This is a genomic window from Erwinia sp. SLM-02 (assembly GCF_037450285.1).
Classification (GTDB): Bacteria; Pseudomonadota; Gammaproteobacteria; order Enterobacterales; family Enterobacteriaceae; genus Erwinia.
Genome location: NZ_JAQISN010000001.1, coordinates 2,194,088 through 2,216,110 on the forward strand (window position 1 = coordinate 2,194,088; position 22,023 = coordinate 2,216,110).

Below are 22,023 nucleotides of genomic sequence, written 5' to 3' on the forward strand. Positions count from 1 at the left end.
TTGCATGGTATTCTCTACCCTGCCGCATTTTTAGGCCTTATTTTCTCTTTTTATTGCCTGATTTTATGAGGTGCTGACATGTCTGAAATGATTACCCGGATAAAAGCACTTGCGGCGCTGGAGGGGTACAACCTCACTGCATTGCCCGATGTGCGAATTTTGCGTGCCGATCGTCCGCTTGCCAGAACGCCTGTGCTCTATGACCCGGGTATCGTGATTGTCTGCCAGGGTAGCAAACGCGGCTATTTCGGTCAGCAGACCTATTTATATGATGAGCAGCACTATCTGGCGGTTTCAGTGCCCGTGCCGTTTGTGATGGAAACGGACGCCTCGGCTGAACGTCCGTTGCTGGCGATTTACATGCATCTGGATTTTCAACTGGCCACTGAACTGATGCTGCAGATTGGACAGCATGGCACCCCGCCTCCTCCCGCCGCGCCGCAAAGCATGATGTCCAGCCCGATGGACGACGCGGTAAAAACGGCCGTGCTGAGTTTGCTTGAAGCCCTGAATGATCCGCTTGAGGCGTGGATCCTCGGCCCCGGGCGGGTGCGCGAACTGTATTTCCGCGTGTTGACCGGCGCACAGGGCAATGCCATGCGCGCCGCGCTGGCTTTGCAGGGGCAGTTTGGCAAAATCGGCAAAGTGCTGGAGCGCATCCATGCCACCTATGCGGAACCGTTAACGCTGACGCAACTGGCGACGGAAGCCGGAATGAGCGTACCGACGTTTCATCACCATTTCAAAGCGATAACCCGGATGCCGCCGATGCAGTATGTGAAATCGGTACGCCTGCACCAGGCGCGGATGTTGATGGTGCGCCAGCAGCTCACCGCCGCTGCCGCAAGCTACGCCGTCGGCTATGAAAGCCCATCGCAGTTTAATCGCGAGTTCAAGCGCCTGTTTGGTCTGCCACCGGCGGAGGAGATAAAACGCATGCAGCATCACTTCGCCGTTCCGCCTGCGCAGCCAGCGTCTGTATTCGTTTCATCACATTAAGGCTTACTGGGTGCTGGCGAACATACCGCGAGGGGTGACATGGCCGAAGCCGTCACCAGAGGGGCAAACATCGCGGCAAAAGTGCGTGATGAGCGAGGAAGGGACCGTCATTTTTATAATGAATGCCTGCGCTTCCATTCATCAACAACATCACCCAGGTTTTTCGTCGCGCCATTTACTATCCAGGCCATAAAATCACGATCGAACCGAAAATCCGCACCACATTCATCAACCATGAAGCGACGAACGTTTTGCGTATTTTTATAGTGTTTATCCACGACCGTAGATCGTGTTAATACCGCACTGTGCCAGTCGATTTTCATTTATTGATTCCTGAAGTCAGTAATGAATAGCAGCGTTAATATTTTACACACGGGCTGTTAAAATGTCCGCTTCTGCCATGAAGAAGACAGGGTGAGTCGTCATCATGTTGGCTGTGAGCGAAAAGCGGACCACATTATCCGAACAAAAGCATCACTGGCAATATCGGGACAGTACATACTAAAAACTGTATAACGTTTCTTTTCATCGACGATCAAGAAGGACTTTTAATGGTTGCGCTTGAGGAAGTAAAAATGAAGTATCCAGGTGCAGATACCTGGCAAATGGGTGACAGCCCTGAAATGGCGAGCGAGCTTGCTGACCTGATTAAAAAAGGGATCAAAACGGCCTCCTGCGGATCTTTTGCCTCTTACCAGCAGGAAGTATCTGCCCCGAGGATTGGGAGTTATAACATTATCCTTGATGGCCAGAATGTTCCGGTCTGTGTAATCAGGCTGCTTTCAGTGCGACTGATGCGTTTTTGTGATGTGACTGAGGCGTTTGCCCGCAAAGAAGGTGAAGGCGATTTAAGCCTTGCATACTGGCAGAAAGAGCATCAGCGGTTTTTCACCCGTGAAGGTCATTTTTCTGAAGATATGGAGTTGATCGCAGAAGAATTTGTAGTGGTTGAGACTCTGTAAGAAAAGATAAACGGGCCGATGTTTTATCAATTGCCATTTATAACAATGTCCGCTCCTTGCACATAGCGGACCACCAGCCCTCTCCTGTCAGGTCTTCGCATTCCACCCACTCTTCAATGCTCTCTGTCTACACCCTCTTCCAGCGAACAAAACGTTCTCCTAAACCAGACATAAAATTCCACTCCAAAGCCATCACATATAAAAAAGCCCCCGCCCAAAACATCACCCAAGAATCGCCTCCAGCCTTGCCAGCACCTCATTGATAATCACCTCGGGTACCCGCTCCAGGCGTCTGCCGTTACGCACTTCCATATCAAGGGTTCTCGGCTGGTCGCAGCGAATCACGCCGGTGGTTTTCGTTCCTGCACCGTCCAGAGAAACGGCGAAGCCTGCCGTGCGGGCGAAGTTGCCGCCGCTGGTGACTGGAACAACAACGGGGAGCCGGGTGAAGGCGTTAAAAGCGGCGGGTGAAACAATCAGCACCGGCCGCGTTCCGCGTTGTTCATGCCCCGCAGTGGGATCGAGAGAGACGAGCCAGATTTCTCCCCTGTCCATTTACAGGGCCTCCTTACCCAGGGCTGAGGCATTCGCCCATTCCCGATCCTCTCCACTGATTTCTGCGTGCGGATCGCACTGCGCCAGCAGCTCATCAAGGGAATAATGTGGTCGTTTCTGGGGTTCAATAATCAGGCGGCCATTATCGATGGTCATACCCACTTCGCTATCCGTAGACAGCCCCAGTGTTTTGAGCACGGCGGGAGGAACCGCCAGCATGACGGAGCCTCCAACCTTTTTCAGGCGAGCAATATGCATAGAGCACCTCCAAATATTATATTTAAATATAACATTATCGGCGATGTGCGTGCAATTATTAATCAGTTCCATTGTGGTGATTTCCTTAAATTAGCCTGTTATGAAGCTGGAGCTGAGTCCATGGCAAAGAAAGCCGATGATAGGAAAATGCTCTACCGGCGCAAAGGATTATGACGTTTCAGGAAGGCAAAATGCGGCACGGCTTCCAAAGCTTTGCGCCGCCGGAGGCAAGAGGATTACGCGAAAGGCTAATTCAGTACGCACACAGGCCCGCCCTCCATGGCAGCCCTTCACTCTCACGCCACGCTATTGTTAGCCGTAGCTGGCAGCAGCGTTTTACTGCCCTTAAGGGTGAAGATGGAAATCACCGTAAAGCTCAGCGTTATACAGCCCAGAGTCAGGTACGCCTGATGGAAGCCGACGGTATCGTACATCCGCCCTACCCACGCCGAGAGCACCACGCCGGACAGCTGCTTCGATAAGTTAAAGCCGATCAGGAACAGGGTGGCGGAAAGCTTCGGGTTAAACGCCGAGGAGATATATTTAAAGGTGCCCACCAGTAAAAACGGCAGCTCAAACATATGCAGCATTTTCAGGAATACCACCTCCACCGCCGAGCTGGCAAAGGACGATCCCAGAATACGCATGGACATGATCAGTCCCGCAATTAGCAGGGCATTTTTGGCACCGATGCGGTTAATAATAAACGGCGCGCAGAACATAATCATCGCATTCAGCAGCTCTCCACCGGTGGTCACAAAGCCAAACACTTCGGTGCCGCGTTGCGGGCTGGAGAAAAAGCCTTTAAAGAAGTTGGCGAACTGCTGGTCGAACACGTCATACACGCTGGCCACGCCCACCACGTAAACAATAAAGCCCCAGAAGCGCGGCATCCGCAGCAGTTCGGCCGCGGTGCGCATTGAGAACGCCCGGCGGTTCGCGCCCAGCGCGTCGATGACCTCGGCGCTGTTGCTGCTCTCGGGTTTTGATACCCACAGCAGTACGGCGAGCACCAGCGCAAAACCGGAGGCGATCCAGAAGGTGATATTCGGGTCGATGCTGAACAAAATGCCGGTAATTGATGCACACAGCGCCCAGCCGACGCAGCCGGAAACGCGGACCTTGCCGTATTCAAAGCGGTTAGCGCGGCTGACGCGTTCAATATAAGCTTCCACCGCGCCGGAACCGCTGGAGAACACCATCCCCAGATAAATCCCGCCCACCAGCGCACCCGCGATGATGTTCAACTGCAGCAGCGGCGAGAACACGAAAATGAAAAACGGCGCAAACAGGATTAACAGCACCGTGATGGTCCACAGCAGGTGTTTGCGCAGCCCGAGCTTATCGGAAATCAGGCCGAACACCGGCTGGAAGACGATGGAAAACAGGGAAATCGAGGAGAAGACCAGCCCCGTTTCGGTTTTCGTCAGGTGGTTAACTTCTGCCAGCCACACCGGAAAAAACGGGAAATAGGCCGACATGATGAAATAGTAGAAGAAAAAGAACAGCATGAAATAGATAAAGTTGTGCCGTTCGCGTGGGGCAAGTTCAGAGAGTTTCATGGTGATTTTCCATATTATGCCTGTAGGGTTCGGGGCTTCTGCTCCCGATTATTATTGGAATTACATCGTTAACTGTTATTGCCATCCCGTCTCAGCCAGCAGCCGTTACCTGAGTAAAATGTCGATCGCCTGACAAGCGTGATTTCGTTATCAGATATTTTCATCAAAGCCGCAATGATGGCGAAAATGAAACCCACGCCCGATCACGAAACGCCGGGAAAAAGGCTGCTTTTTGTCGTCCGTTAAACATAGAATGTTAGCGCACGACATTCACCCTTAACGGCATTAAGGAGCGCAGCATGCAGCGCCATTTGGCAACCTTAGAAGATGTCGCCCGCGAGGCCGGCGTTTCCCAGCAGACGGTTTCCCGGGTGCTGAATAATCCGGCGGTGGTGGCCGAACGCACCCGCGACAAAGTGATCCGCGCGATGCAGGCGCTGCACTATGTGCCAAACCGCTCCGCGCAGCTGCTGGCGGGGAAATCCGCGCCGTCGATTGGGCTGATTACCGCCTCGCTGACGCTGCACGCGCCGTCGCAAATTGCCGCCGCGGTGAAAAGCTACGCCGGGTCACATCAGCTGGAAGTGTCGATTGCGATGCCGGTTCAGGCCGATTACCCGTCGCTGCAGGACCGGCTGAATGAGTTTCGCGCCCAGCATATTCGCGGCGCAATTATCAGCCTGCCGCTGGAAAGCAGCGTGGCGGAGCGGCTGGCGGCGGAAAACAGCGATATTGCCTGCCTGTTTCTGGATGTCTCACCGGAGAGCGACGTCTGCTGCGTGCGTTTCGACCACCGCGACGGCTGCGGTGCCTGCGTGCAGCACCTGTGGGACGCAGGGCATCGGGAGTTTGGCCTGCTGGCCGGGCCGGAAAGCTCCGTCTCCGCACGGTTGCGCCTGAGCAGCTGGCGCGAAGCGCTGCACCGGCTGGGGATCAGCAATGCGGTGACGGTATTTGGTGACTGGAGCGCCGCCAGCGGCTGGCAAAAAACCTTCGAACTGCTGCACCAGCATCCCAGGGTCAGCGCAATGGTGGTGGCGAACGATCAGATGGCGCTCGGCGTGCTCAGCGCGCTGGCGCAGCTGAATCGCACCGGCAGCCGGGCCGTTTCGGTGACGGGCTATGACGATACGGCGGACAGCCTCTACTTCCAGCCGCCGCTAACCACCGTGGCCCAGGATTTCAACGTGTTGGGTAAGCGGGCGGTGGAACGTCTGATCCAGCTGATGGCCGCGCCGCAGATCAAAATCCGCGAGCTGCTGCCGACGCGGTTGATTATCCGCCAGTCCACCCGCCCTTACAGCGGGGAAACTGACGATGAAAAAGAAAACGTGATTACGCAGTTAAAAACGCTGGTGGAGAAGCTTTGAGCATCGCTGACGAGCCATCGCGCGATATTCCTCCCGTGAGGGAGCCGCCTCTCACACCAGCCACAGCGCTTAAAATCTCAATGCGCCGCCCACGGTATACTGCGTTTGCGCACCGTCGGAATTGGCAAAACGGCTGCTAACGTCGGTATACAGCGACAGGTTATCGCCCATCAGCCACTGCACGCCAACGCCGCCGCGGCCAAAGCTCTTGTCGGGTGCGCCGATATTCACGCTGCGCACGCCCCCTTCCGCCCGGTCGCGAATGCTGAACTGGTCATCCACGCCGTCGCTGAGTTCACGAACCCACGACAGATGCGCGTATGGCAGCAGGGTCTGATGCTGCGCAAAGCTGAATGATGAGGAAATTTTCCAGCCCAGCGAGGCTTCCAGCGAGTTGAAATCCTGCTTCTGGTAGTCGACGGCGGTGCGGAGATCTTCGCGGTCGCTGAAGCCGTCAACCGCGTAGTGCGCGTAGTCCAGTCCGGCAAACGGCCCGGTGCGCAGCTGAGCGAAGGTGAAGTCATAGCCGCCGTTCACCCGGCCACCGTAGAAGCTGGCGTTAGTATGGCCGTTAAGCGTATGGTCCAGCAGCGCGAGGCCATCGTTTGATTCGATAAACACCGAGCGGCGGGTATCGAGGCTCGCCCGCCCGGCGGAGAGGTCGCCGGTCAGCCACAGCGGGTTATCAAAGGTCAGCTGGCCGTACACGCCCAGCTGCCAGGTGTCACCTTTTACCGACCCGTCGCGCTCCAGCTTGTCTTTATTACGCTGATAGCTCAGGCTCGATCCCAGCACGGCGCGGTCGTTGAACTGATAGTCGACCAGGGCATAGGCCAGGGTATTTTGCGCGCGGCCCTGCGGCACGGTGTCAAAGCCATCCGCCGGGGTGGTCTGGCCTTCAATCCCTACGGTGCCTCCCCACGTGCCCGCTTCACGGGGCTGCAGGCTGAGCAGCTGGCGGCGGCCGTCGTGCAGATCGTTCAGGTTCTGGTGCTGGCGTTGCAGGCTGTCCTCCACCACGCGCTGGAGCTGGCCCGCTGAGGACGCGGAGTACAGCAGATCGGTATTGGACCATTCAAGCAGTAGCCGGGTGAGGATTAGCGAAACGTCGTGCAGGCGCTGGGTAATTCTTTCCTGACCAAACACGCTGGTCAAAAATTCTTCGTTATCCGTCGCCGGGCTGTGCCAGGTCGCGCCGCCCGGAACCGCCGGATTGGTGGTTTGCGTATAGCCGTCTTTGTCGCCGATATCCCAGTTGGTTGCTTCCAGATACAGCACCGGAATGTCGAGAATATTGAAGCTGTCCCCGTCGCTGCAGCAGCCGGTACCGGCGGGATACTGCGGATCCAGCCCCGGGTTGGTGTACAGCTTCACGCCCAGCTCTTCGGAGATGCGGAACAGCTGGTCACGCAGGCTGGTCAGCGCCGGGTTACTGACGCTGTTATCCCCGGCGTGGGCGTAGAGCATATCCCCGGTGATCATACTGTCCATGTTGATCATCCCTTTCAGGTTACCGGTCAGGTTGTTGGCCTCCAGCTCTTTAACCATCGCCGCCGATCCGCGCAGCCCCTCCTCTTCCGCGCCGAATGCCGCAAAGACCAGCGTGCGCTCGGTCTGAATGCCGCTCAGGTTATGGGCGACTTCGGTCAGCAGCGACGCGCCGGAGGCATTGTCGTCCAGCGCTTCCAGCGTCGGCCTGCCGTAGTAGGAGTCGAAGTGTGCGCCGGTAACAATGTAGTCATCCTGCAGGCCTTTATTGTAAGCAATCACGTTCTGCGAGGCGCGGGTCTGCCCCCTTGCTGTCCAGGTAAAATCCTGACGAAGCACGTTATAGCCCGGGGACATGCGGTCCTCCATCCACTGCGCCGCGCCGACAAAGTTGTCGGTGTCGCGATAGCGTCCTGGATAATCGTGGATTAACGTGTCGAGCGTTTCTTTGGCGTAGTCGCCATATTCAACGGCAGCCCCGGCCTGCTGAGCCGAGAGGAGAGCGATAGCAACGGCGAGTTTCTTAAACATTCCTTTACCCTGTGAGTTATTGTCATTAAAAAGCGCGTTTCCAGCCTGCGGGATAAAGCATCGATCGTGCCAGAGAGTGCATAAAGGGGATGAAGCGAGGTTTTGTTGGGGGAAATCAACGCATTGAAATGAATAACTATGCAATCCCTGTGCAAAACTCGTCCAGCGTAGCCACGCTGTAACGTTAGTGTAAAAAAAGCAGGTGGGTGAATATTCATTTACTCTTTTTACGATTTTCTTACGAAAAATGTGCTCAACCCTGCAATTTATCTTCTCTGTTTTGCCGGATGCACCATTTCTGAACAGCGTTGCACGGCGATGAATCAGTGACCGGAGGGATTTACCGCTGAGAATACGAGGACCAAAGCCAGCCACAGGCCATGCCTGCGGCTCCGGAGAATATTGCTGATGTCACCGAGGCTGTTACTGACATTAAAATGAATAATTCTTTACCCTAAACGATCAAATTCAGGATAATTTCCCTTTCACGCGCCGGTTATTTCTGTCGTCGGCATCCTGAGATGGGAGGTTCACCACAAACCCGGCCCCTGACGCTTATATAAAAATCGTAATTATGCTACTAATACCGGCTCTGTAATAAACGAGTCCGTCAGCATGAGCGAGAAAACCCTCCGTATTGCACTTTTATTTAATGCTAATAAAGCCTACGATCGCCAGATTATTGAGGGTGTGGGAGAGTACCTGCAGTCATCACATGCCTCATGGGATATTTTTATTGAAGATGACTTCCGTAGCCATGTTGACAGAATTGAAGGATGGAACGTCGACGGCATAATCTCGGACTGCGATGTATTCAGCGTGGAGCAGGAGCTGCTGAAGTTGAATATTCCGCTGGTCGGCGTGGGGGGATCCTATTTATCGGCGGATAAGTACCCCGATTTTCATTACGTCGCTACGGATAATTATGCGCTGGTTGAAACCGCGCTCGATCATTTACTCAATAAGGGTATCCGTCACTTTGCCTTATACAGCTTCCCGCCTTGCAAAAATAAACGCTGGGCGCTGGAGCGGGAAAATGCCTTCTCAGATATTCTGCATCAGCGGAATCATCAGGGGGTCATTTATCATGGCCATGATATTACTATTGATAACTGGCAGGAGGCGCAGAATAAGCTGAATGAATGGGTATCCTCATTACCCGAAGGGACGGGTATTGTCACCGTCACCGATTCCCGCGCCCGGCATTTACTCCAGGTGTGCGAGCATTTGCACATCCCGGTCCCGGAAAAAATATCTATTATTGGTATCGATAACGAAGAGCTCACGCGCTATTTATCCCGCATCAGCCTGTCCTCCGTCGTTCACGGATCCAAGAATATGGGATTTCGGGCCGCGAAGCTATTACACCGCCTGCTCAAACAGGAGGCATTGCCCCTGCAGCGTATTCTGGTTCCGCCGGTGAAAGTGATTGAACGCCGCTCATCCGATTATCGTTCCATCGTCGACCCCTTTGTTATTCAGGCGATGCATTTCATCCGCAATAACGCCTGCAAGGGGATTAAAGTCGAACAGGTGATTGACTATGTGGGCCTGTCGCGAACCAATCTTGAGCTGCGCTTTAAAGAACACCTGGGCACGACGATCCACACGATTATTCACAATGAAAAAATTGAGAACGCCCGTAATCTGCTGATTACCACCTCTCTTCCATTGAGTGAGGTATCGCGGATTTCCAGCTATCCTTCCCTGCAGTATATGTACTCGGTATTTAAGAAAGAGTACGGGCTGACGCCAAAAGACTATCGTGACCGCCATCAGCGCAATGATAATGATTAATCCCAGGGCGAGCCATGGCATAACCTGATGTTAATCATCGACTTATCAGCCGATAACGCCGCTCTGCTTTTCCATCAGGCAGAGCGGCAGTGCCTGACCACAGGCGTCATTTTATCGGCTGACCTCCCGCAACGAACTTGCTATAAATCGATGACTGTCTTACAACGAATATTTCACACCGATGCGGACGCGATATTCCTTATCCCCGTTTCCGGCACGGCCCAGATCGGAGAGATCGATATAGGGCGTCCAGCGATCGTCATATTTATAGTTGGCATAAACCGTGTGCTGCCACATCGTTTTTTTGCCGTTGCCAAAGCGGAAATCGTTTTGCTTTTGAAGAAACACCGGGTTGTAGTTGAGGAAGATCTTCTTCGTTACCTGCCAGTTAAACCAGAGATCGTACTCGTGGGAGTTATTACGCTCTTCGACGCTGTAGATATTCTCCGCCTTATAGTTGTTATGATAGTAGCGGTATCCTGCCATTACGCTAAAGTCCGGCTGTAGCTGGTAGCTGACTTTCAATATCGGATCGATATGCGTACCGGCCTTTCCCCAGTTAAACACCATATCGGGAATAACAGAGAACTTATCGGTCACCGGGATAGTATAAGCGACCTCGACTTCCGAATAGTTGCTTTTAAACTCGGCCAGATGTGCGCCATGATTGATCGTATTCTGGTATGAGAACCAGATATTATCGTTAATCACTGAGGAGATCTGCAGCCGTGTCTGGAACATCTTACTGCCGGACATATAGGCTTCGCGGAAGTCCAGTGCGGGAGAGGTGAAATCGACCGCTGATGCAGAGAACGAACTCAGTAATCCAAGTGTTGAGGTAATAACAATGCCTGCCATTATTTTTTTCATTATGACTCCACGCTATCATCAAATTGTTTTTATGTAGGGGGTATTTCATTTGCCCGACAGCAATAATAACGCAACGCGGTTTTTTCTCTTTTTATGTTTTCTTGCATCATTCTTATCAAATATATTAAGTGTGAGTCTGCGCATAATTCAAACGTCACAAAATCCGCAGGCAACAGATCGCCAGGGATAAAAGGTTGACTTAGCGGGGTGGCTAATAAAAACGATAGAAAATGAAGGCGAAGCGGGGAATTTTTCACTCGAAAAGCGGATGCCAGATATCGAATACAGAGTGCAGAATGCAGAATGCAGAATGCAGAATGCAGAATGCAGAATGCAGAATGCAGAATGCAGAATGCAGAACGCAGAACGCAGAATGCAGAGTGCAGAAGCTGAAATCTGGATCTGAATCTGAATCTGAATCTGAATCTGAATCTGAATCTGAATCTGAATCTGAATCTGAATCTGAATCTGAATCTGAATCTGAATCTGAATATGAATATGAATATGAATATGAATATGAATATGAATATGAATATGAATGTGAATGTGAATGTGAATGTGAATGTGAATCTGAATGTGAAATGCGAAATATGAAGTTTTGAATGCAGAAATCATTATCGCAAAATATCAGCATCAGGAAAAAAGCCAGCGCAAGCGCGCTGGCATTCACCTTATTTCATCGTTACGGTGGCATGGCTTTCCATACGCCAGTTTTCGTCCAGAATACGCACCTCACCTTCCAGCGTAACGGCCTGCTGGAAGTGAATATTCTCCGATGAGCTACCGACCATGACGATAAATTCGCCCGGCTCAACGCGCCGCCTGCCGTGATTATCGGTAAAGTTAAACATATCGGTGGGGATCGCGAATAGTACTTCGGCCTTTTGCCCCGGCTTAAGTATGACGCGCTGGAAAGCCTTCAGCTCTTTCACCGGCCGCACCAGTGAGGCCAGCGTATCGCGAATGTAAACCTGCACGACCTCGGTGGCCTCCACGCCTCCGGTATTCTCCACCTCCACAGAAAATCTCAACGTATCATCCATGGCCAGCCGCGGGCTGGCGAACGACGCTCTGGAATAGGCGAATGAGGAATAGCTTAATCCATGACCAAAGGCGTAGCGCGGCGGGAAGTGAAACGCCACCGGCGTGCCGCTGCTTTTCATTTTATGGTTATAGAAATAGGGCATCGCGCCGACGTTATGCGCTACCGACAGCACCAGCCTGCCGCTGGGGCTGTGTTTGCCCGTCAGTAAATCGGCAATGGCGCGGCCGCCCTCCTGGCCGGGCTGCCAGGCAAAAATCAGCCCGGCCAGCTTGTTCTCTAATCCCTGCAGGCTGTAGGGCCGTCCGCTGGTCACCACCACAATCGTCGGCACTCCGGTATTCACCACGGCCTCCAGCAGTTTCTGCTGCACGCCGGGCAGGTACAGCGTATCGGTATCCGATCCCTCCCCCACCGTTCCGCTCTGGAACAGCCCGGCCAGGTCGCCAACGAAACACATCGCCAGCCCGGATTTACGCGCAAGCTGCACCGCGTCGTCGATTAAGGATTCATCCTGCGATACCGGGGAGGATGGCAGCGGCCTGCCGACATCACCGGGGAACACCGGCGTTCCTGCCGTGCGCTGCTCCAGAATATGGCAGCCCCGGCGATACGTCACCTCACAGCCGGCCAGGGCCTCTTTCAACGCCGCCAGCGGCGTCACCACCTGGCCGGCATTCGGCAGCGCGTCGCTGAGGATCAAATGAACCGGGAAACTGTAGCCCGACAGCAGCGCCAGCGGGTCGTCCGCCGTGGGGCCAATCACCGCCACGGATTTCAGCGATGCGGCATTTAACGGCAGCGTTCCGTCGTTTTCCAGCAGCGTCAGCGACTGCAGGGCCGTCTGATAAGCCAGGCTGCGCGCCGTCGTGGACTGAAAATCGGGTTCCGGGTTGGCGATATACGGGTTGTCGAACAGCCCGGTGCGGAATTTTTCCGTCAAAATTCTGGTGACGATTTCGTCAATCTTTTCCAGCCCGATGAGCCGCCGTTCGATGGCCTCCGGCAGGAAGGCGGAGCAGTTGTCCTTGGGCAGCTCAATATCCAGCCCGGCGTTGAACGCGCTGGCCGCGGACTCGGCGCTGTCCGTTGTCACACCGTGGTGCTGATGCAGCAGGCTCACGCCGCCGTAATCGGCAACGATCAGGCCGTCGAAGCCCCAGCGCCGGCGCAGCATTTCATCGAGCAGGAATTCATCGTTATGGCAGGGCTGATTGTCGATATCGTGGTAGGCCGGCATCACCGAGCCGGCATTGGCAAGTTTCACCGCCATTTCAAACGGCAGCAGGAAGGTATCGTTCAGCTCTTTAAAACCCAGATGCACCGGCGCATGGTTACGCGCACCTTCACTGAAGGAGTGCGCGACGTAGTGTTTCAGGGTCGCCAGCAGATCGCGTTTTTCGCCCTGCAGCCCCTGCACATAGCGCGTGGCCATGATCCCCACCAGATAGGGGTCTTCACCGAATGTCTCTTCGGTTCTTCCCCAGCGCGTATCCCGCGAAACATCCAGCACCGGTGCCAGCCCCTGCCGGCACCCGACGCTTCGCGCCTCAACGCCGATACATTCCGCAGCCTGCTTCACCAGCTCGCCGTTCCAGGTTGACGCCATATTCAGCGATGACGGGAACAGCGTTGCCCCCATGCACATCAGTCCGTTCAGGCACTCTTCGTGATACATCGCCGGAATGCCAAAGCGCCCGGCATCAATGACCCGTTTTTGCAGCGCGTTAAAGGCTTTGATACCGACTTTCGCATCGATAATTGCCGTGCCAAACGGACGGGTAATCTGCCCCACGCCGCTGGCGATTTTATCGCTGAAGGTTTTATTGATGGTTCGGTGGCTAAAACTGTCGCTGACATCCTGGCGTTCGGTCACCTCGCCGTCCTCAGACACAACCAGCCACCAGCCGTGCATTTGCGCTATTTTCTCTTCCAGCGTCATCTGCCTCAGCAGACTTGTTACGCGCGCGGAAACGGGCAGCGTAATATCCAGATAATTACGATCCATTGATAACCTCAATATAATAACAATAATGCGTATGACACAGGTCGGTGAATTAATCACAAAGCATGATTATTTGGTTAATGCTTTTTCCGTTGCGGGGGTTAATACCGCACGCGTTTCGCTGGCCTGCTCATCACCCTGCCAGACCTCTTCATATTTCATTCCGGTCAGGTCTTCAATAACAATGCGGGTTTCCGCCGTGACCTGCGATTTATCACCACCGCTAATTTTCAGTCGTTCAATTTCTTCAAGTAAAACCTGATGGCTTTTATTATTTAATTTAAATTTCGCCGCCACAAAGAATGAAATCAGCAACAGCGCGATGGTGCCCAGTGAGACAATGGCAACAATGGCATCCACCGCCTGGGTCGGCTGCGTTTTTGCACCGGTGACAAAGCCGCTCATCTCCAGAACTAATCCCACCAGCAGGGCGGAAATACCCAGCGTGCTTTTTCTGACAAAGGTCATCATTCCGGCAAATATCCCCTCGCGGCGTTTACGCGTCACCACCTCATCCACGTCAGGAATAAAGGGATAAATATTCCAGGAAAGATAAACATAGCCGCCTTTAAACAGCTGATGAATAAACGCGATGGCGTACAGCGCCGGGATCATCCATGAAGTGGTGTAAAAATAAAACGCCGTATAGGCCAGCATGCACAGCATCACCGCCAGATAACACAGCTGCAGCAGCCGGGCCGGGGTGTAACGAATAAAGCCCCAGGCAAATACCGCCGTGCCCCAGCCGAAGCAGAAAATGCCCACCGACATCAGGTTCGCCGCCAGGGCCGCATTCTGATGCAGCGCGTAGATGATGAAGAACGTAAACACGGAGCTGAGCAGATCCATCGCCGTAAAGGACAGAATGTACATGGTCAGATGCTGGCGAAACGCCCGGATCTTCAGCGTTGAAAACATATCCTTAAACACCGACAGACACATTTTGCCCGGCGACAGCCTGGGCTTGCGTGCCTCAGCGGTCGAAGAAGACGGAATATCGTGCAGCCGTTCCCACGTGGTGAAATAGGTGATCATCACCACCACCATCGAGATCAGGGTAAATATCGCGCCGTTGATAAAGAATACCCTGGCGCTGTCGTCGCCGAACAGGGTAAACAAACGCCCGGGGATAAACGTTGCCATAAACGTTCCCAGCCCGCCAAATACGATTCTGAATGCGGACAGCTTGGTTCGTTCTTTGTAATTCGAGGTCATTTCGGAGGCGATCGTTTCATACGGAATGATGATCATTGCCGCGATAATTTCCATCATCAGATAGGTAATAAGATAATAGAAGTAATTCATATCCGCGACCCACATCAGGCTGTATATTACCAGCAGCGGGCAGCCGAGCAGCAGGAAAAAGCGACGCCGGCCAAATTTCTTCCCGACGCGGGTATTACCGAAATGGTCCGTCACATAGCCGACCAGCGGGCTGATTATCGTATCCAGTATCCGAGCAATAAACAGAATTGAACCCGCTTCAATCGGTGTTAATCCACAATAGGTGACATAAAAAAACATGATCCATGCGCTAATAACGGCGAAGGCACCTCCGCCGAACATATCCGTTACGCCATAGCCAATATAGTTTTTCGTTTTTAAAACGCGAGCTTCTTTCATTCCAGACTCCACGTAGGTGGCGGTGGGCATTGTCGCCCACCGAAATACAGAGGGTTTTTATTATTTATAGATCTGACGTGCTTTATTATCTTTAATGCCGGACTTACGGTAAAAATAGGTATTAATTCTGTCACGCCATTCGGTGGCGTTTTCTTTCTGCTTATTCAGGCGTGCAGCAACATTGGAGTAAATATCGGCGCTGACCAGCCCTTCCAGCGCCTGCCAGCGATCGATATAGTCCTGAACCTGCTCAACGCCGGTAAAATGGGTATCGTAAATATGCTGAATCACCGTATTGCCATTCTTCAGCCGGTGGTCATAGTTCAGGAAGTGGAAGAACAGCACCAGTTCATCCGGGCAGGTTTCTAACGTCCCGTAATACCGGCGATTCTCATCCGCGTACTGTGCCACAAATCCGGTGCCGCTCTCCGTCGTGCGGTCCACGCCCAGCCCGTTGCGGTCCGCGTAATGGTAGGTTCCCCACAGGTCATATTCATAGCCGTCGATATTCGGGCCGTAATGATGGTGCGGATTGACCATCCAGCCCACGCCCAGCGGCGCGGTGTAATTTTCGTAGGTCTGGCCGCTGGTCAGCAGCAGATGGCACACCGTATCCATCACCTGCGGATGGTAACCGAAGGTCAGATGGCACCACTCTCTGGCCATATCCTGCTCATTGACGTCCGGGTTCCACAGCAGCTGGCCGTAGCCGTACAGATTCGCCTGGGCAAATACGTGACCGGTCCAGCAATCATCCCGCCCGATATTCGCGACGGCGGCAACCCCGGAGTACGGCATGCTATTCATCCGCCCGCTGGTTAAATCTTTAATTTTTGACGGGCCGGAAGCGAGGTGGGTATCAAAGGACAGGATGGCTTTCCACTGCGGCACCAGCCAGAACAGGTCGATCTGCTGGCCGGTGTACTCCTGCGTCACCTGCAGTTCCAGCACCTGATTGGTATTCGGCATCGCCCCCAGCAGCGGGGAAACCGGCTCGCGGACCTGGAAATCCATCGGCCCGTTTTTAATCTGCAGGATAACGTTGCTCAGGAACTGGCCGTCCAGCGCCGCAAAATGATCCCAGGCCGCACGCGCCCGGTCGGTTTTGCGGTCGCGCCAGTTTTGCAGGCAGTTGTAGACAAAGCAGCGCCAGAAAACCAGCCCGCCGTGTTCTTCTAACGCTTCACCCAGCATGTTGGCGCCGTCGGCGTGAGTGCGGCCATAGGTGAACGGACCGGGGCGATGCTCTGAATCCGCTTTCACCACCACGCCGCCCAGGTCGGGAATATCGCGATACAGATCGTCCAGGCTCGCCTTCCACCATTTGCGCACCCCGGCGTCCAGCGGGTCGGCCGTTTCCAGCCCGCCAAGCTCAATGGGGCTGGCGTAGTTGATGCAGAGATACACGCTGATGCCCCAGGCGCGGAAAATGGACGCGATCCAGATCAGATCGTCGCGATATTTCCGGGTGATTAAGTGGGTTTCAACCTGGTGGACGTTGACGTTATTCAGCGTCAGGGCGTTAATCCCGATGCTGGCTAACAGCCGCGCGTAGCGGGTAATGCGTTCTTCGTCGCGGGTAAACTGGTTGTCCTGGTAGAAGATGGACAGCCCGGCATAGCCGCGCTCGATGCTGCCATCCATGTTATCCCAGTGGTTGAGCATGCGAATTTTCATCGCGGGCGCTTCATCAATGGCGGTGCCCTTGATCAACCTGCCGGTCTTCACTAATTTCAGCAGATGGAACCAGCCGTAGAGCAGGCCGCGCTCTTCACTGGCAGAGATCTGAATACCGCCCGAACCGTAATGCAGACGAAAACTTCCCTCCACGCCCTTTTCGCCGTTCAGCGCAAACGTCAGGGCGATGCCATTTTCTGCCTGAGAGGCGACAGCATGGGCCACCTCTTTTTTCAGATTTGCCAGCAGCGGCGATGCCGCCTGCGGGAAGTTCAGGCGGGTAACGCTGAGTGAATGATGGCTGAACAGCCCGGCGATCTGCTCCTGCTCCGTTAACCAGCATGCCGAAGCCTTACCCTGCGCGTCTCTCATTTTTATACCCCATTTCGTTTCTGATAAGGCTTTATGGGGTATCACGACCGTTTACGGCAATTATCTTTTTTAAAACTGAATTTCCGATTATTAACTTCTGTGAGGGGGATCACTGGAATGGTACCATCCGAATATCATTTTCTCAGCGTAAGCGCCCCGACGCGGAAGTCAAAGCCTGCGATCAGCTCCCGCGATAGGTGGACCAGCCGCCGGGGGCAATCAGAAACGGCAGATGGTAGTGCTCATCCGCCGCCGCCGGAATAACGAAATCAATCTGCGCGCAGGGGAAAGGCGTTTCCAGCCCCTTTGCCGCAAACCAGTCGCCGGTTTCCGCCACCAGCCGGTAGCGGCCGGGCGGCAGCGGCGCGGGCGCGAAGTCGCCCAGCCGTCCGTTGGCGTTGGTCAGCCCGCTGGCGATAACCTGCCCGCCCTGCTCAAGCCGCAGCGCCACGTCTGCGGCGGGTTTACCGGTGGAAATATCCAGAATATGGGTGCTGAGGGTGGTCATTCGCTTATCGCTCCTTCCAGTCGTAACAGGGTAATGTCGCGTAGCGCTTCCAGCGCCGCCTGCACTTCTTCTGCATCGCTGTTGTTTAAACGCTGCGCCAGCGCGGCCAGGATCTCCTCGCCGCTGCGGCCTTTGGCGCGGATCAGGAAAACCCGGCCAAAGCGCGCTTCGTAGCGGGCATTACCCGCTTTTAGCGCCAGCGCCAGCTGTGAGTCCTGGTCGTTAACGGCCCCCTGCTCCTGCCGCGACAGCGCGGCGTGCGCCTGGCTGCCCGTGGGCTTTTCGCCGATGCGCGGATGCGCGCTCAGCGCCTGATTCAGCTCCGCTTCCCCCCAGCTCTGCGTCGCCACCCGCGCGGCGTTAAGCAGCGATTCGCGGCTGGCATAGGGCCGCGCCGCTGCCACCGCTTCGCACCACGCGGGGATCGCCACGCACGGCGCCAGCAGGGCCAGCGCCTGCGGGGATGAAAGATGATTAAAGTGACTCAGCGCCGTCATTGCTGCTCCTTGCTGCCGCGGTAACCGGAACAGCGTGCTTCTCTTCCGGGATAATCAGGTTAAGGACAATCGCCACCAGCCCGCCGCTGGTCGCCGCCGAACCGAACAGGTTGCCGATAATCGGCGGGAAGTGGGCAAGAAACGCCGGCACCGCCTCCACGCCCAGCCCGAAGCCGAACGCCAGACCCACAATCAGCATATCGCGGCGGTTTAACGGCACCTGGGTAATAATACGGATCCCCGCGGCCACCACGCAGCCGAACATCACCATCGTGGCGCCGCCCAGCACCGGCGTGGGGATCTGCCGCAGCAGTTCACCAAACGGCGGAAACAGCCCCAGCAGGATCAGGATCACCCCAATATAGCGGCCAACGTAGCGGCTGGCGACGCCGGTCATCTGGATCACGCCGTTGTTCTGCGCAAAGGTGGTGTTGGGAAACGCGCACAGCATGGCGGCAACCATGCAGCTGATGCCGTCGGCCAGAATACCGCCCTTCAGGCGGGAGCGAAAAGCGCCGTCGTCAATCGACTGTTTTGAAATCAGGCAGTTGGCCGTCAGATCGCCCACCGCTTCCAGAATACACACCAGCGAAACTAAGGCAATCGGCAGGAAAATCGCACTGTTGAACTGGAAGCCAAACGGGAACAGCGACGGCAGGCGAAACCAGGTGTCGCCGAGGCCGGTGAGATGAAAATTTCCACTCAGCGCGGCGGCAATACAGCCGACGGCAATGCCCACCACCACCGACGAGAGGCGCAGCCAGCGGTTTTTTGCACAGCTCAGCAGCACGATAACCCCCAGCGTGCCGGCCCCGAGCGCGATATTGCTCATGCTGCCGAACGCCTGCGACTGCTCGCCGCCGCACCAGTTAATCACGCTGACTTTAATCAGGCTGATGCCGATCAGCGCAATCACGCTGCCGGTGATAATCGGGGTAAAGATTTTTTTCAGCGGCTCAATAAAGCGGCTGACGACTACCGGCACCAGCGCGGCCACAAAGTTCACGCCGAACAGCATGGCCATAATATCCTGCGGGCCGCCGCCCTGGCCCTTCACCCAGATGCCGCCGGCAATCGCCACGCCGAGGAAGGCAAAGCTGGTGCCCTGCATGCAGATCATCCCCGCGCCGATGCCCCAAACGCGGTTGGACTGGAGAAACGTGCCGATGCCGGAGGCCAGCAGCGACATACTGATCAGATACGGCAGCCAGTCGCCCAGCCCCAGCGCGGCACCAATAATCAGCGGCGGGGTAATGATCCCCACCAGCCCCGCCAGCACGTGCTGCAGCGCGCTGAAAAAGGCCGGAAGCGGAGGGATCTTCTGCTCAAGCCCGTAAATCAGGGTGTCGTTCTTTTCATCAGCCATGGTTGTTCCATCCCGTTGCAAATAAGCGATATCTGCACAGTGCACAAACCAGACCAGAGTGGCCGGGACGATGAGGATAATTTCCTTAAGCGCCGATTAGTCACGCGATTTCAATAAGATAAATTCATCATTTATACCCCTTCATGCTCCGCCAGGTCGCGGCCCCGACATGAAACGTTAGATTCCTCAGTGGCGAATGAGAAATTATTGATTCACAACAAGGCAACATAACCGCCCCGATGCACTAAAAAGAGGCAGCCCGGCGCGGGCGCGCGATAAAAACGCCGCCGCCAGCGCCTTTGCCGACCTGGTACGCAAATTGCTGAACCTGATAACGACGCCTGAACAGGAGAGCAAAATGAAAGCATTAGTTATCGGTGGCGGCATTGGCGGCCTGAGCGCAGCGGTTGCGCTGAAGAATGCGGGGATTGCCTGCGAAGTCTATGAAGCGGTGAAAGAGATCAAACCGGTGGGGGCGGCGATTTCCATCTGGCCGAACGGCGTAAAGTGCATGCACCACCTCGGCATGGGCGAGATTATTGAAACCTTTGGCGGGCCGCTGCGTTCGATGGCCTATCAGGATCATCTCAGCGGTGAGGCGCTCACCCGGTTCAGCCTGGCCCCGCTGATTTCACGCACCGGCGGCCGCCCCTGCCCGGTTTCCCGCGCCGAACTCCAGCGCGAGATGCTGGATTTCTGGGGGCGCGAGCGGGTGCAGTTCGGCAAGCGGGTCACCCACACCGAGGAAAACAGCAACGGCGTGACCGTCTGGTTTACAGACGGCACCACGGCCCACGGCGATTTTCTGATTGCCGCCGACGGCAGCCACTCGGCGCTGCGGCCTTACGTACTGGGATACACGCCGGAGCGGCGCTACGCGGGCTACGTTAACTGGAACGGCCTGGTGGATATCGATGAAAGCCTGGCCCCCGCCGAACAGTGGACCACCTTTGTGGGCGAAGGCAAGCGCGTATCGCTGATGCCGGTTTCCGACGGGCGCTTCTACTTCTTCTTTGACGTACCGCTCCCGGCGGGGCTGGCGGAGGACCGCAGCACCCTGCGCGCGGATCTCACCCGCTACTTCAGCGGCTGGGCCGCGCCGGTGCAACAGCTGATTGCCACGCTGAACCCGGAAACCACCAACCGCATTGAGATCCACGATATCGAGCCGTTTGACCGGCTGGTGCGCGGCAAGGTGGCGCTGCTGGGCGATGCCGGGCACAGTACCACGCCGGATATCGGCCAGGGCGGCTGCGCGGCGATGGAGGATGCGGTGGTGCTCGGCGCGGTTTTCCGCGAGAACCGCGATATCGAATCGGCGCTGCGCGAGTACGAGGCGCAGCGCTGCGACCGCGTGCGGGACCTGGTGCTCAAGGCACGCAAGCGCTGCGACGTCACCCACGGTAAGGATATGGCGCTGACCCAGGCCTGGTATCAGGAGCTGAAGGAAGAAACCGGCGAGCGCATTATCAACGGCATGTGCGAAACCATTCAGGGCGGTCCGCTGGGCTGACGCCCCTCAGGCGGCGTAGCGGACTGCATCGCCTCCAGCACCGCCGTCAGCTTCTGGATCGCCATCTGCGCCGGGCGGGAAAGCTGGCGCGAAGGCGCGGTACAGAGCGCTAACGTCAGCGGCCGCAGCAGCGTGCCGCGCAGCGGAGCAAACGCCAGCTGGCCGCGTTGCACCTCGTCGTGAACGTCCAGCCGGCTCAGCACCGCTACCCCGCTGCCCTTCAACACCAGCGATTTGATCAGCCGGATATCATTGCAGCTGATGGTGTTCGCCGGGGAAAAATCATGATGGCGGTAGAGCATCGCCACCCGATCGTGAACCATCAGCGGCGCGCCTGGGAGGATATGACGCTCGCCGCTCAGCTCCCCCAGCGAGATGCGCCCGCAGGCTGCCAGCGGGTGATCCGCACGCATCACGATGCCCATCTCCAGCTCAACGAACGCCAGCACGCTCAGCCCCGCCTGCCCTTCCGGGTCGAGGATCAGCCCGAAATCGAGATCGGCCTGCCGGACCTTCTGGCTGACCGTATGGCTGTCGGCCACCTGTAAAACCAGCTCCAGCCACTGCCAGTCGGCGATGATATCGGACAGCGCGCCGGCAAAGCTGCCTTCCGCCAGCGCCTGTACCAGCCCGACGTTGACCGTGCCGCGCCGCAGCCCCTGCAGCTCATCAAACTTCTGCCGCGTCAGGCGAAATTCCTTCTGCCAGCGCAGGATATTGTCGTACAGCAGCTCCCCCGCCGTGGTCATCCGCAGCCCTTCGGGCAGGCGTTCAAACAGCGGCGTACCGAACTCTTCCTCGGCCTGCAGGATCTGGCGGTTGATCGCCGACGCGGAAATATGCAGCTTTTCCGCCGCCCGCCGCAGGCTGCCGCTGCGGGCCACCTCGGCAAAGTAGAGCGCAAATCGTGAAAACGGACTCATCGGTCACCTGTACGCATTTTTGCAACACCCTGGTGAATTAATGCTGATGGATGCGTACACCCTAATATGACAACAATAAACCCACAACAACTAAACCAGTATTTT

General features: G+C 55.7%; 20 protein-coding genes. 7 read left to right on the plus strand and 13 right to left on the minus strand.

Annotation, left to right across the window (positions count from 1 at the left end; translation table 11 throughout):
* Positions 1 to 78 precede the first annotated feature (78 nt).
* Entirely contained in the window at positions 79 to 999 is a 921-nt protein-coding gene (locus tag PGH32_RS10245) for an AraC family transcriptional regulator (RefSeq protein WP_337893951.1), read from the plus strand.
* A gap of 113 nt (positions 1,000 to 1,112) precedes the next feature.
* Here PGH32_RS10245 and PGH32_RS10250 read toward each other — a convergent pair whose 3' ends face one another.
* Positions 1,113 to 1,322, minus strand: coding sequence for a DUF6434 domain-containing protein (locus PGH32_RS10250; RefSeq protein ID WP_337893952.1), 210 nt, complete (start codon positions 1,320 to 1,322; stop codon positions 1,113 to 1,115).
* A gap of 228 nt (positions 1,323 to 1,550) precedes the next feature.
* On the opposite strand from PGH32_RS10250, the gene PGH32_RS10255 reads away from it, so the two are divergent.
* The gene (locus PGH32_RS10255; RefSeq protein WP_337893953.1) at positions 1,551 to 1,961 is read left to right on the plus strand and encodes an ASCH domain-containing protein; all 411 of its coding nucleotides are present in this window, start codon (positions 1,551 to 1,553) and stop codon (positions 1,959 to 1,961) included.
* A 222-nt stretch (positions 1,962 to 2,183) separates the two neighbouring features.
* Here the strand turns inward: PGH32_RS10255 and PGH32_RS10260 are convergent, their stop codons facing one another.
* Both PGH32_RS10260 and PGH32_RS10265 read right to left on the minus strand, forming a co-directional pair.
* Complete coding sequence (locus tag PGH32_RS10260) at positions 2,184 to 2,516, minus strand: type II toxin-antitoxin system PemK/MazF family toxin (RefSeq protein WP_314423618.1); 333 nt, start codon at positions 2,514 to 2,516, stop codon at positions 2,184 to 2,186.
* Complete coding sequence (locus PGH32_RS10265; RefSeq protein WP_314423621.1) at positions 2,517 to 2,774, minus strand: AbrB/MazE/SpoVT family DNA-binding domain-containing protein; 258 nt, start codon at positions 2,772 to 2,774, stop codon at positions 2,517 to 2,519.
* On the opposite strand from PGH32_RS10265, the gene PGH32_RS10270 reads away from it, so the two are divergent.
* Positions 2,769 to 2,948, plus strand: a complete 180-nt coding sequence (locus tag PGH32_RS10270; protein ID WP_314423624.1) for a hypothetical protein — start codon at positions 2,769 to 2,771, stop codon at positions 2,946 to 2,948. The genes PGH32_RS10265 and PGH32_RS10270 overlap by 6 nt on opposite strands.
* A 122-nt stretch (positions 2,949 to 3,070) precedes the next feature.
* Here PGH32_RS10270 and PGH32_RS10275 read toward each other — a convergent pair whose 3' ends face one another.
* Positions 3,071 to 4,336, minus strand: a complete 1,266-nt coding sequence (locus PGH32_RS10275; RefSeq protein WP_314423627.1) for an MFS transporter — start codon at positions 4,334 to 4,336, stop codon at positions 3,071 to 3,073.
* Positions 4,337 to 4,635: 299 nt separating this feature from the next.
* Between PGH32_RS10275 and PGH32_RS10280 the strand changes: the two genes are divergently transcribed.
* Complete coding sequence (locus PGH32_RS10280; protein WP_314423629.1) at positions 4,636 to 5,706, plus strand: LacI family DNA-binding transcriptional regulator; 1,071 nt, start codon at positions 4,636 to 4,638, stop codon at positions 5,704 to 5,706.
* Between the two features lie 69 nt (positions 5,707 to 5,775).
* Here PGH32_RS10280 and PGH32_RS10285 read toward each other — a convergent pair whose 3' ends face one another.
* Positions 5,776 to 7,725 (minus strand): autotransporter outer membrane beta-barrel domain-containing protein, encoded by a 1,950-nt coding sequence (locus PGH32_RS10285; protein WP_337893954.1) that lies wholly within the window; start codon positions 7,723 to 7,725, stop codon positions 5,776 to 5,778.
* Between the two features lie 615 nt (positions 7,726 to 8,340).
* On the opposite strand from PGH32_RS10285, the gene PGH32_RS10290 reads away from it, so the two are divergent.
* The gene (locus PGH32_RS10290; RefSeq protein ID WP_337893955.1) at positions 8,341 to 9,522 is read left to right on the plus strand and encodes a XylR family transcriptional regulator; all 1,182 of its coding nucleotides are present in this window, start codon (positions 8,341 to 8,343) and stop codon (positions 9,520 to 9,522) included.
* 159 nt (positions 9,523 to 9,681) lie between these two features.
* On the opposite strand, the gene PGH32_RS10295 is transcribed toward PGH32_RS10290, so the two are convergent.
* Complete coding sequence (locus PGH32_RS10295; RefSeq protein WP_337893956.1) at positions 9,682 to 10,392, minus strand: oligogalacturonate-specific porin KdgM family protein; 711 nt, start codon at positions 10,390 to 10,392, stop codon at positions 9,682 to 9,684.
* 296 nt (positions 10,393 to 10,688) lie between these two features.
* Here PGH32_RS10295 and PGH32_RS10300 point away from each other — a divergent pair, with 296 nt between their 5' ends.
* The gene (locus tag PGH32_RS10300) at positions 10,689 to 10,994 is read left to right on the plus strand and encodes a hypothetical protein (protein WP_337893957.1); all 306 of its coding nucleotides are present in this window, start codon (positions 10,689 to 10,691) and stop codon (positions 10,992 to 10,994) included.
* A 69-nt stretch (positions 10,995 to 11,063) separates the two neighbouring features.
* Here the strand turns inward: PGH32_RS10300 and PGH32_RS10305 are convergent, their stop codons facing one another.
* The 6 genes from PGH32_RS10305 to PGH32_RS10330 form a co-directional block, all read right to left on the minus strand.
* Positions 11,064 to 13,442: a glycoside hydrolase family 3 N-terminal domain-containing protein gene (locus PGH32_RS10305; RefSeq protein ID WP_337893958.1), complete on the minus strand. Its 2,379-nt coding sequence runs from the start codon at positions 13,440 to 13,442 to the stop codon at positions 11,064 to 11,066.
* Between the two features lie 66 nt (positions 13,443 to 13,508).
* Positions 13,509 to 15,062, minus strand: coding sequence for an MFS transporter (locus PGH32_RS10310; RefSeq protein ID WP_337893959.1), 1,554 nt, complete (start codon positions 15,060 to 15,062; stop codon positions 13,509 to 13,511).
* 60 nt (positions 15,063 to 15,122) lie between these two features.
* Entirely contained in the window at positions 15,123 to 17,111 is a 1,989-nt protein-coding gene (locus PGH32_RS10315; RefSeq protein ID WP_337893960.1) for an alpha-glucuronidase, read from the minus strand.
* 181 nt (positions 17,112 to 17,292) lie between these two features.
* Positions 17,293 to 17,619, minus strand: a complete 327-nt coding sequence (uraH, locus tag PGH32_RS10320; RefSeq protein ID WP_337893961.1) for a hydroxyisourate hydrolase — start codon at positions 17,617 to 17,619, stop codon at positions 17,293 to 17,295.
* Positions 17,616 to 18,116, minus strand: a complete 501-nt coding sequence (gene uraD / locus PGH32_RS10325; protein ID WP_337893962.1) for a 2-oxo-4-hydroxy-4-carboxy-5-ureidoimidazoline decarboxylase — start codon at positions 18,114 to 18,116, stop codon at positions 17,616 to 17,618. Before uraD ends, uraH begins: the two co-directional genes overlap by 4 nt.
* The gene (locus tag PGH32_RS10330; protein ID WP_337893963.1) at positions 18,094 to 19,482 is read right to left on the minus strand and encodes a nucleobase:cation symporter-2 family protein; all 1,389 of its coding nucleotides are present in this window, start codon (positions 19,480 to 19,482) and stop codon (positions 18,094 to 18,096) included. The genes uraD and PGH32_RS10330 overlap by 23 nt, the downstream gene beginning before the upstream one ends.
* Before the next feature lie 358 nt (positions 19,483 to 19,840).
* On the opposite strand from PGH32_RS10330, the gene hpxO reads away from it, so the two are divergent.
* Complete coding sequence (gene hpxO / locus PGH32_RS10335) at positions 19,841 to 20,995, plus strand: FAD-dependent urate hydroxylase HpxO (RefSeq protein ID WP_337893964.1); 1,155 nt, start codon at positions 19,841 to 19,843, stop codon at positions 20,993 to 20,995.
* On the opposite strand, the gene hpxR is transcribed toward hpxO, so the two are convergent.
* Positions 20,974 to 21,918 carry a LysR family hpxDE operon transcriptional regulator HpxR gene (hpxR, locus tag PGH32_RS10340; RefSeq protein ID WP_337893965.1) on the minus strand — a complete coding sequence of 315 codons (945 nt, stop codon included), beginning with the start codon at positions 21,916 to 21,918 and terminating at the stop codon, positions 20,974 to 20,976. The two genes, hpxO and hpxR, sit on opposite strands and share 22 nt — an antisense overlap.
* Positions 21,919 to 22,023 lie beyond the last annotated feature (105 nt).

Bases quoted from the DNA above. Each gene is read 5' to 3' on its own strand.
- PGH32_RS10300 (WP_337893957.1), top strand. From the start codon at position 10,689: ATGCAGAATGCAGAATGCAGAATGCAGAATGCAGAATGCAGAATGCAG.
- PGH32_RS10250 (WP_337893952.1), bottom strand. From the start codon at position 1,322: ATGAAAATCGACTGGCACAGTGCGGTATTAACACGATCTACGGTCGTG.
- PGH32_RS10330 (WP_337893963.1), bottom strand. From the start codon at position 19,482: ATGGCTGATGAAAAGAACGACACCCTGATTTACGGGCTTGAGCAGAAG.
- hpxR (WP_337893965.1), bottom strand. From the start codon at position 21,918: ATGAGTCCGTTTTCACGATTTGCGCTCTACTTTGCCGAGGTGGCCCGC.
- PGH32_RS10280 (WP_314423629.1), top strand. From the start codon at position 4,636: ATGCAGCGCCATTTGGCAACCTTAGAAGATGTCGCCCGCGAGGCCGGC.
- PGH32_RS10260 (WP_314423618.1), bottom strand. From the start codon at position 2,516: ATGGACAGGGGAGAAATCTGGCTCGTCTCTCTCGATCCCACTGCGGGG.
- PGH32_RS10275 (WP_314423627.1), bottom strand. From the start codon at position 4,336: ATGAAACTCTCTGAACTTGCCCCACGCGAACGGCACAACTTTATCTAT.
- uraD (WP_337893962.1), bottom strand. From the start codon at position 18,116: ATGACGGCGCTGAGTCACTTTAATCATCTTTCATCCCCGCAGGCGCTG.
- PGH32_RS10270 (WP_314423624.1), top strand. From the start codon at position 2,769: ATGCATAGAGCACCTCCAAATATTATATTTAAATATAACATTATCGGC.
- PGH32_RS10245 (WP_337893951.1), top strand. From the start codon at position 79: ATGTCTGAAATGATTACCCGGATAAAAGCACTTGCGGCGCTGGAGGGG.
- hpxO (WP_337893964.1), top strand. From the start codon at position 19,841: ATGAAAGCATTAGTTATCGGTGGCGGCATTGGCGGCCTGAGCGCAGCG.
- PGH32_RS10255 (WP_337893953.1), top strand. From the start codon at position 1,551: ATGGTTGCGCTTGAGGAAGTAAAAATGAAGTATCCAGGTGCAGATACC.
- PGH32_RS10285 (WP_337893954.1), bottom strand. From the start codon at position 7,725: ATGTTTAAGAAACTCGCCGTTGCTATCGCTCTCCTCTCGGCTCAGCAG.
- PGH32_RS10310 (WP_337893959.1), bottom strand. From the start codon at position 15,062: ATGAAAGAAGCTCGCGTTTTAAAAACGAAAAACTATATTGGCTATGGC.
- uraH (WP_337893961.1), bottom strand. From the start codon at position 17,619: ATGACCACCCTCAGCACCCATATTCTGGATATTTCCACCGGTAAACCC.
- PGH32_RS10290 (WP_337893955.1), top strand. From the start codon at position 8,341: ATGAGCGAGAAAACCCTCCGTATTGCACTTTTATTTAATGCTAATAAA.
- PGH32_RS10305 (WP_337893958.1), bottom strand. From the start codon at position 13,442: ATGGATCGTAATTATCTGGATATTACGCTGCCCGTTTCCGCGCGCGTA.
- PGH32_RS10315 (WP_337893960.1), bottom strand. From the start codon at position 17,111: ATGAGAGACGCGCAGGGTAAGGCTTCGGCATGCTGGTTAACGGAGCAG.
- PGH32_RS10295 (WP_337893956.1), bottom strand. From the start codon at position 10,392: ATGAAAAAAATAATGGCAGGCATTGTTATTACCTCAACACTTGGATTA.
- PGH32_RS10265 (WP_314423621.1), bottom strand. From the start codon at position 2,774: ATGCATATTGCTCGCCTGAAAAAGGTTGGAGGCTCCGTCATGCTGGCG.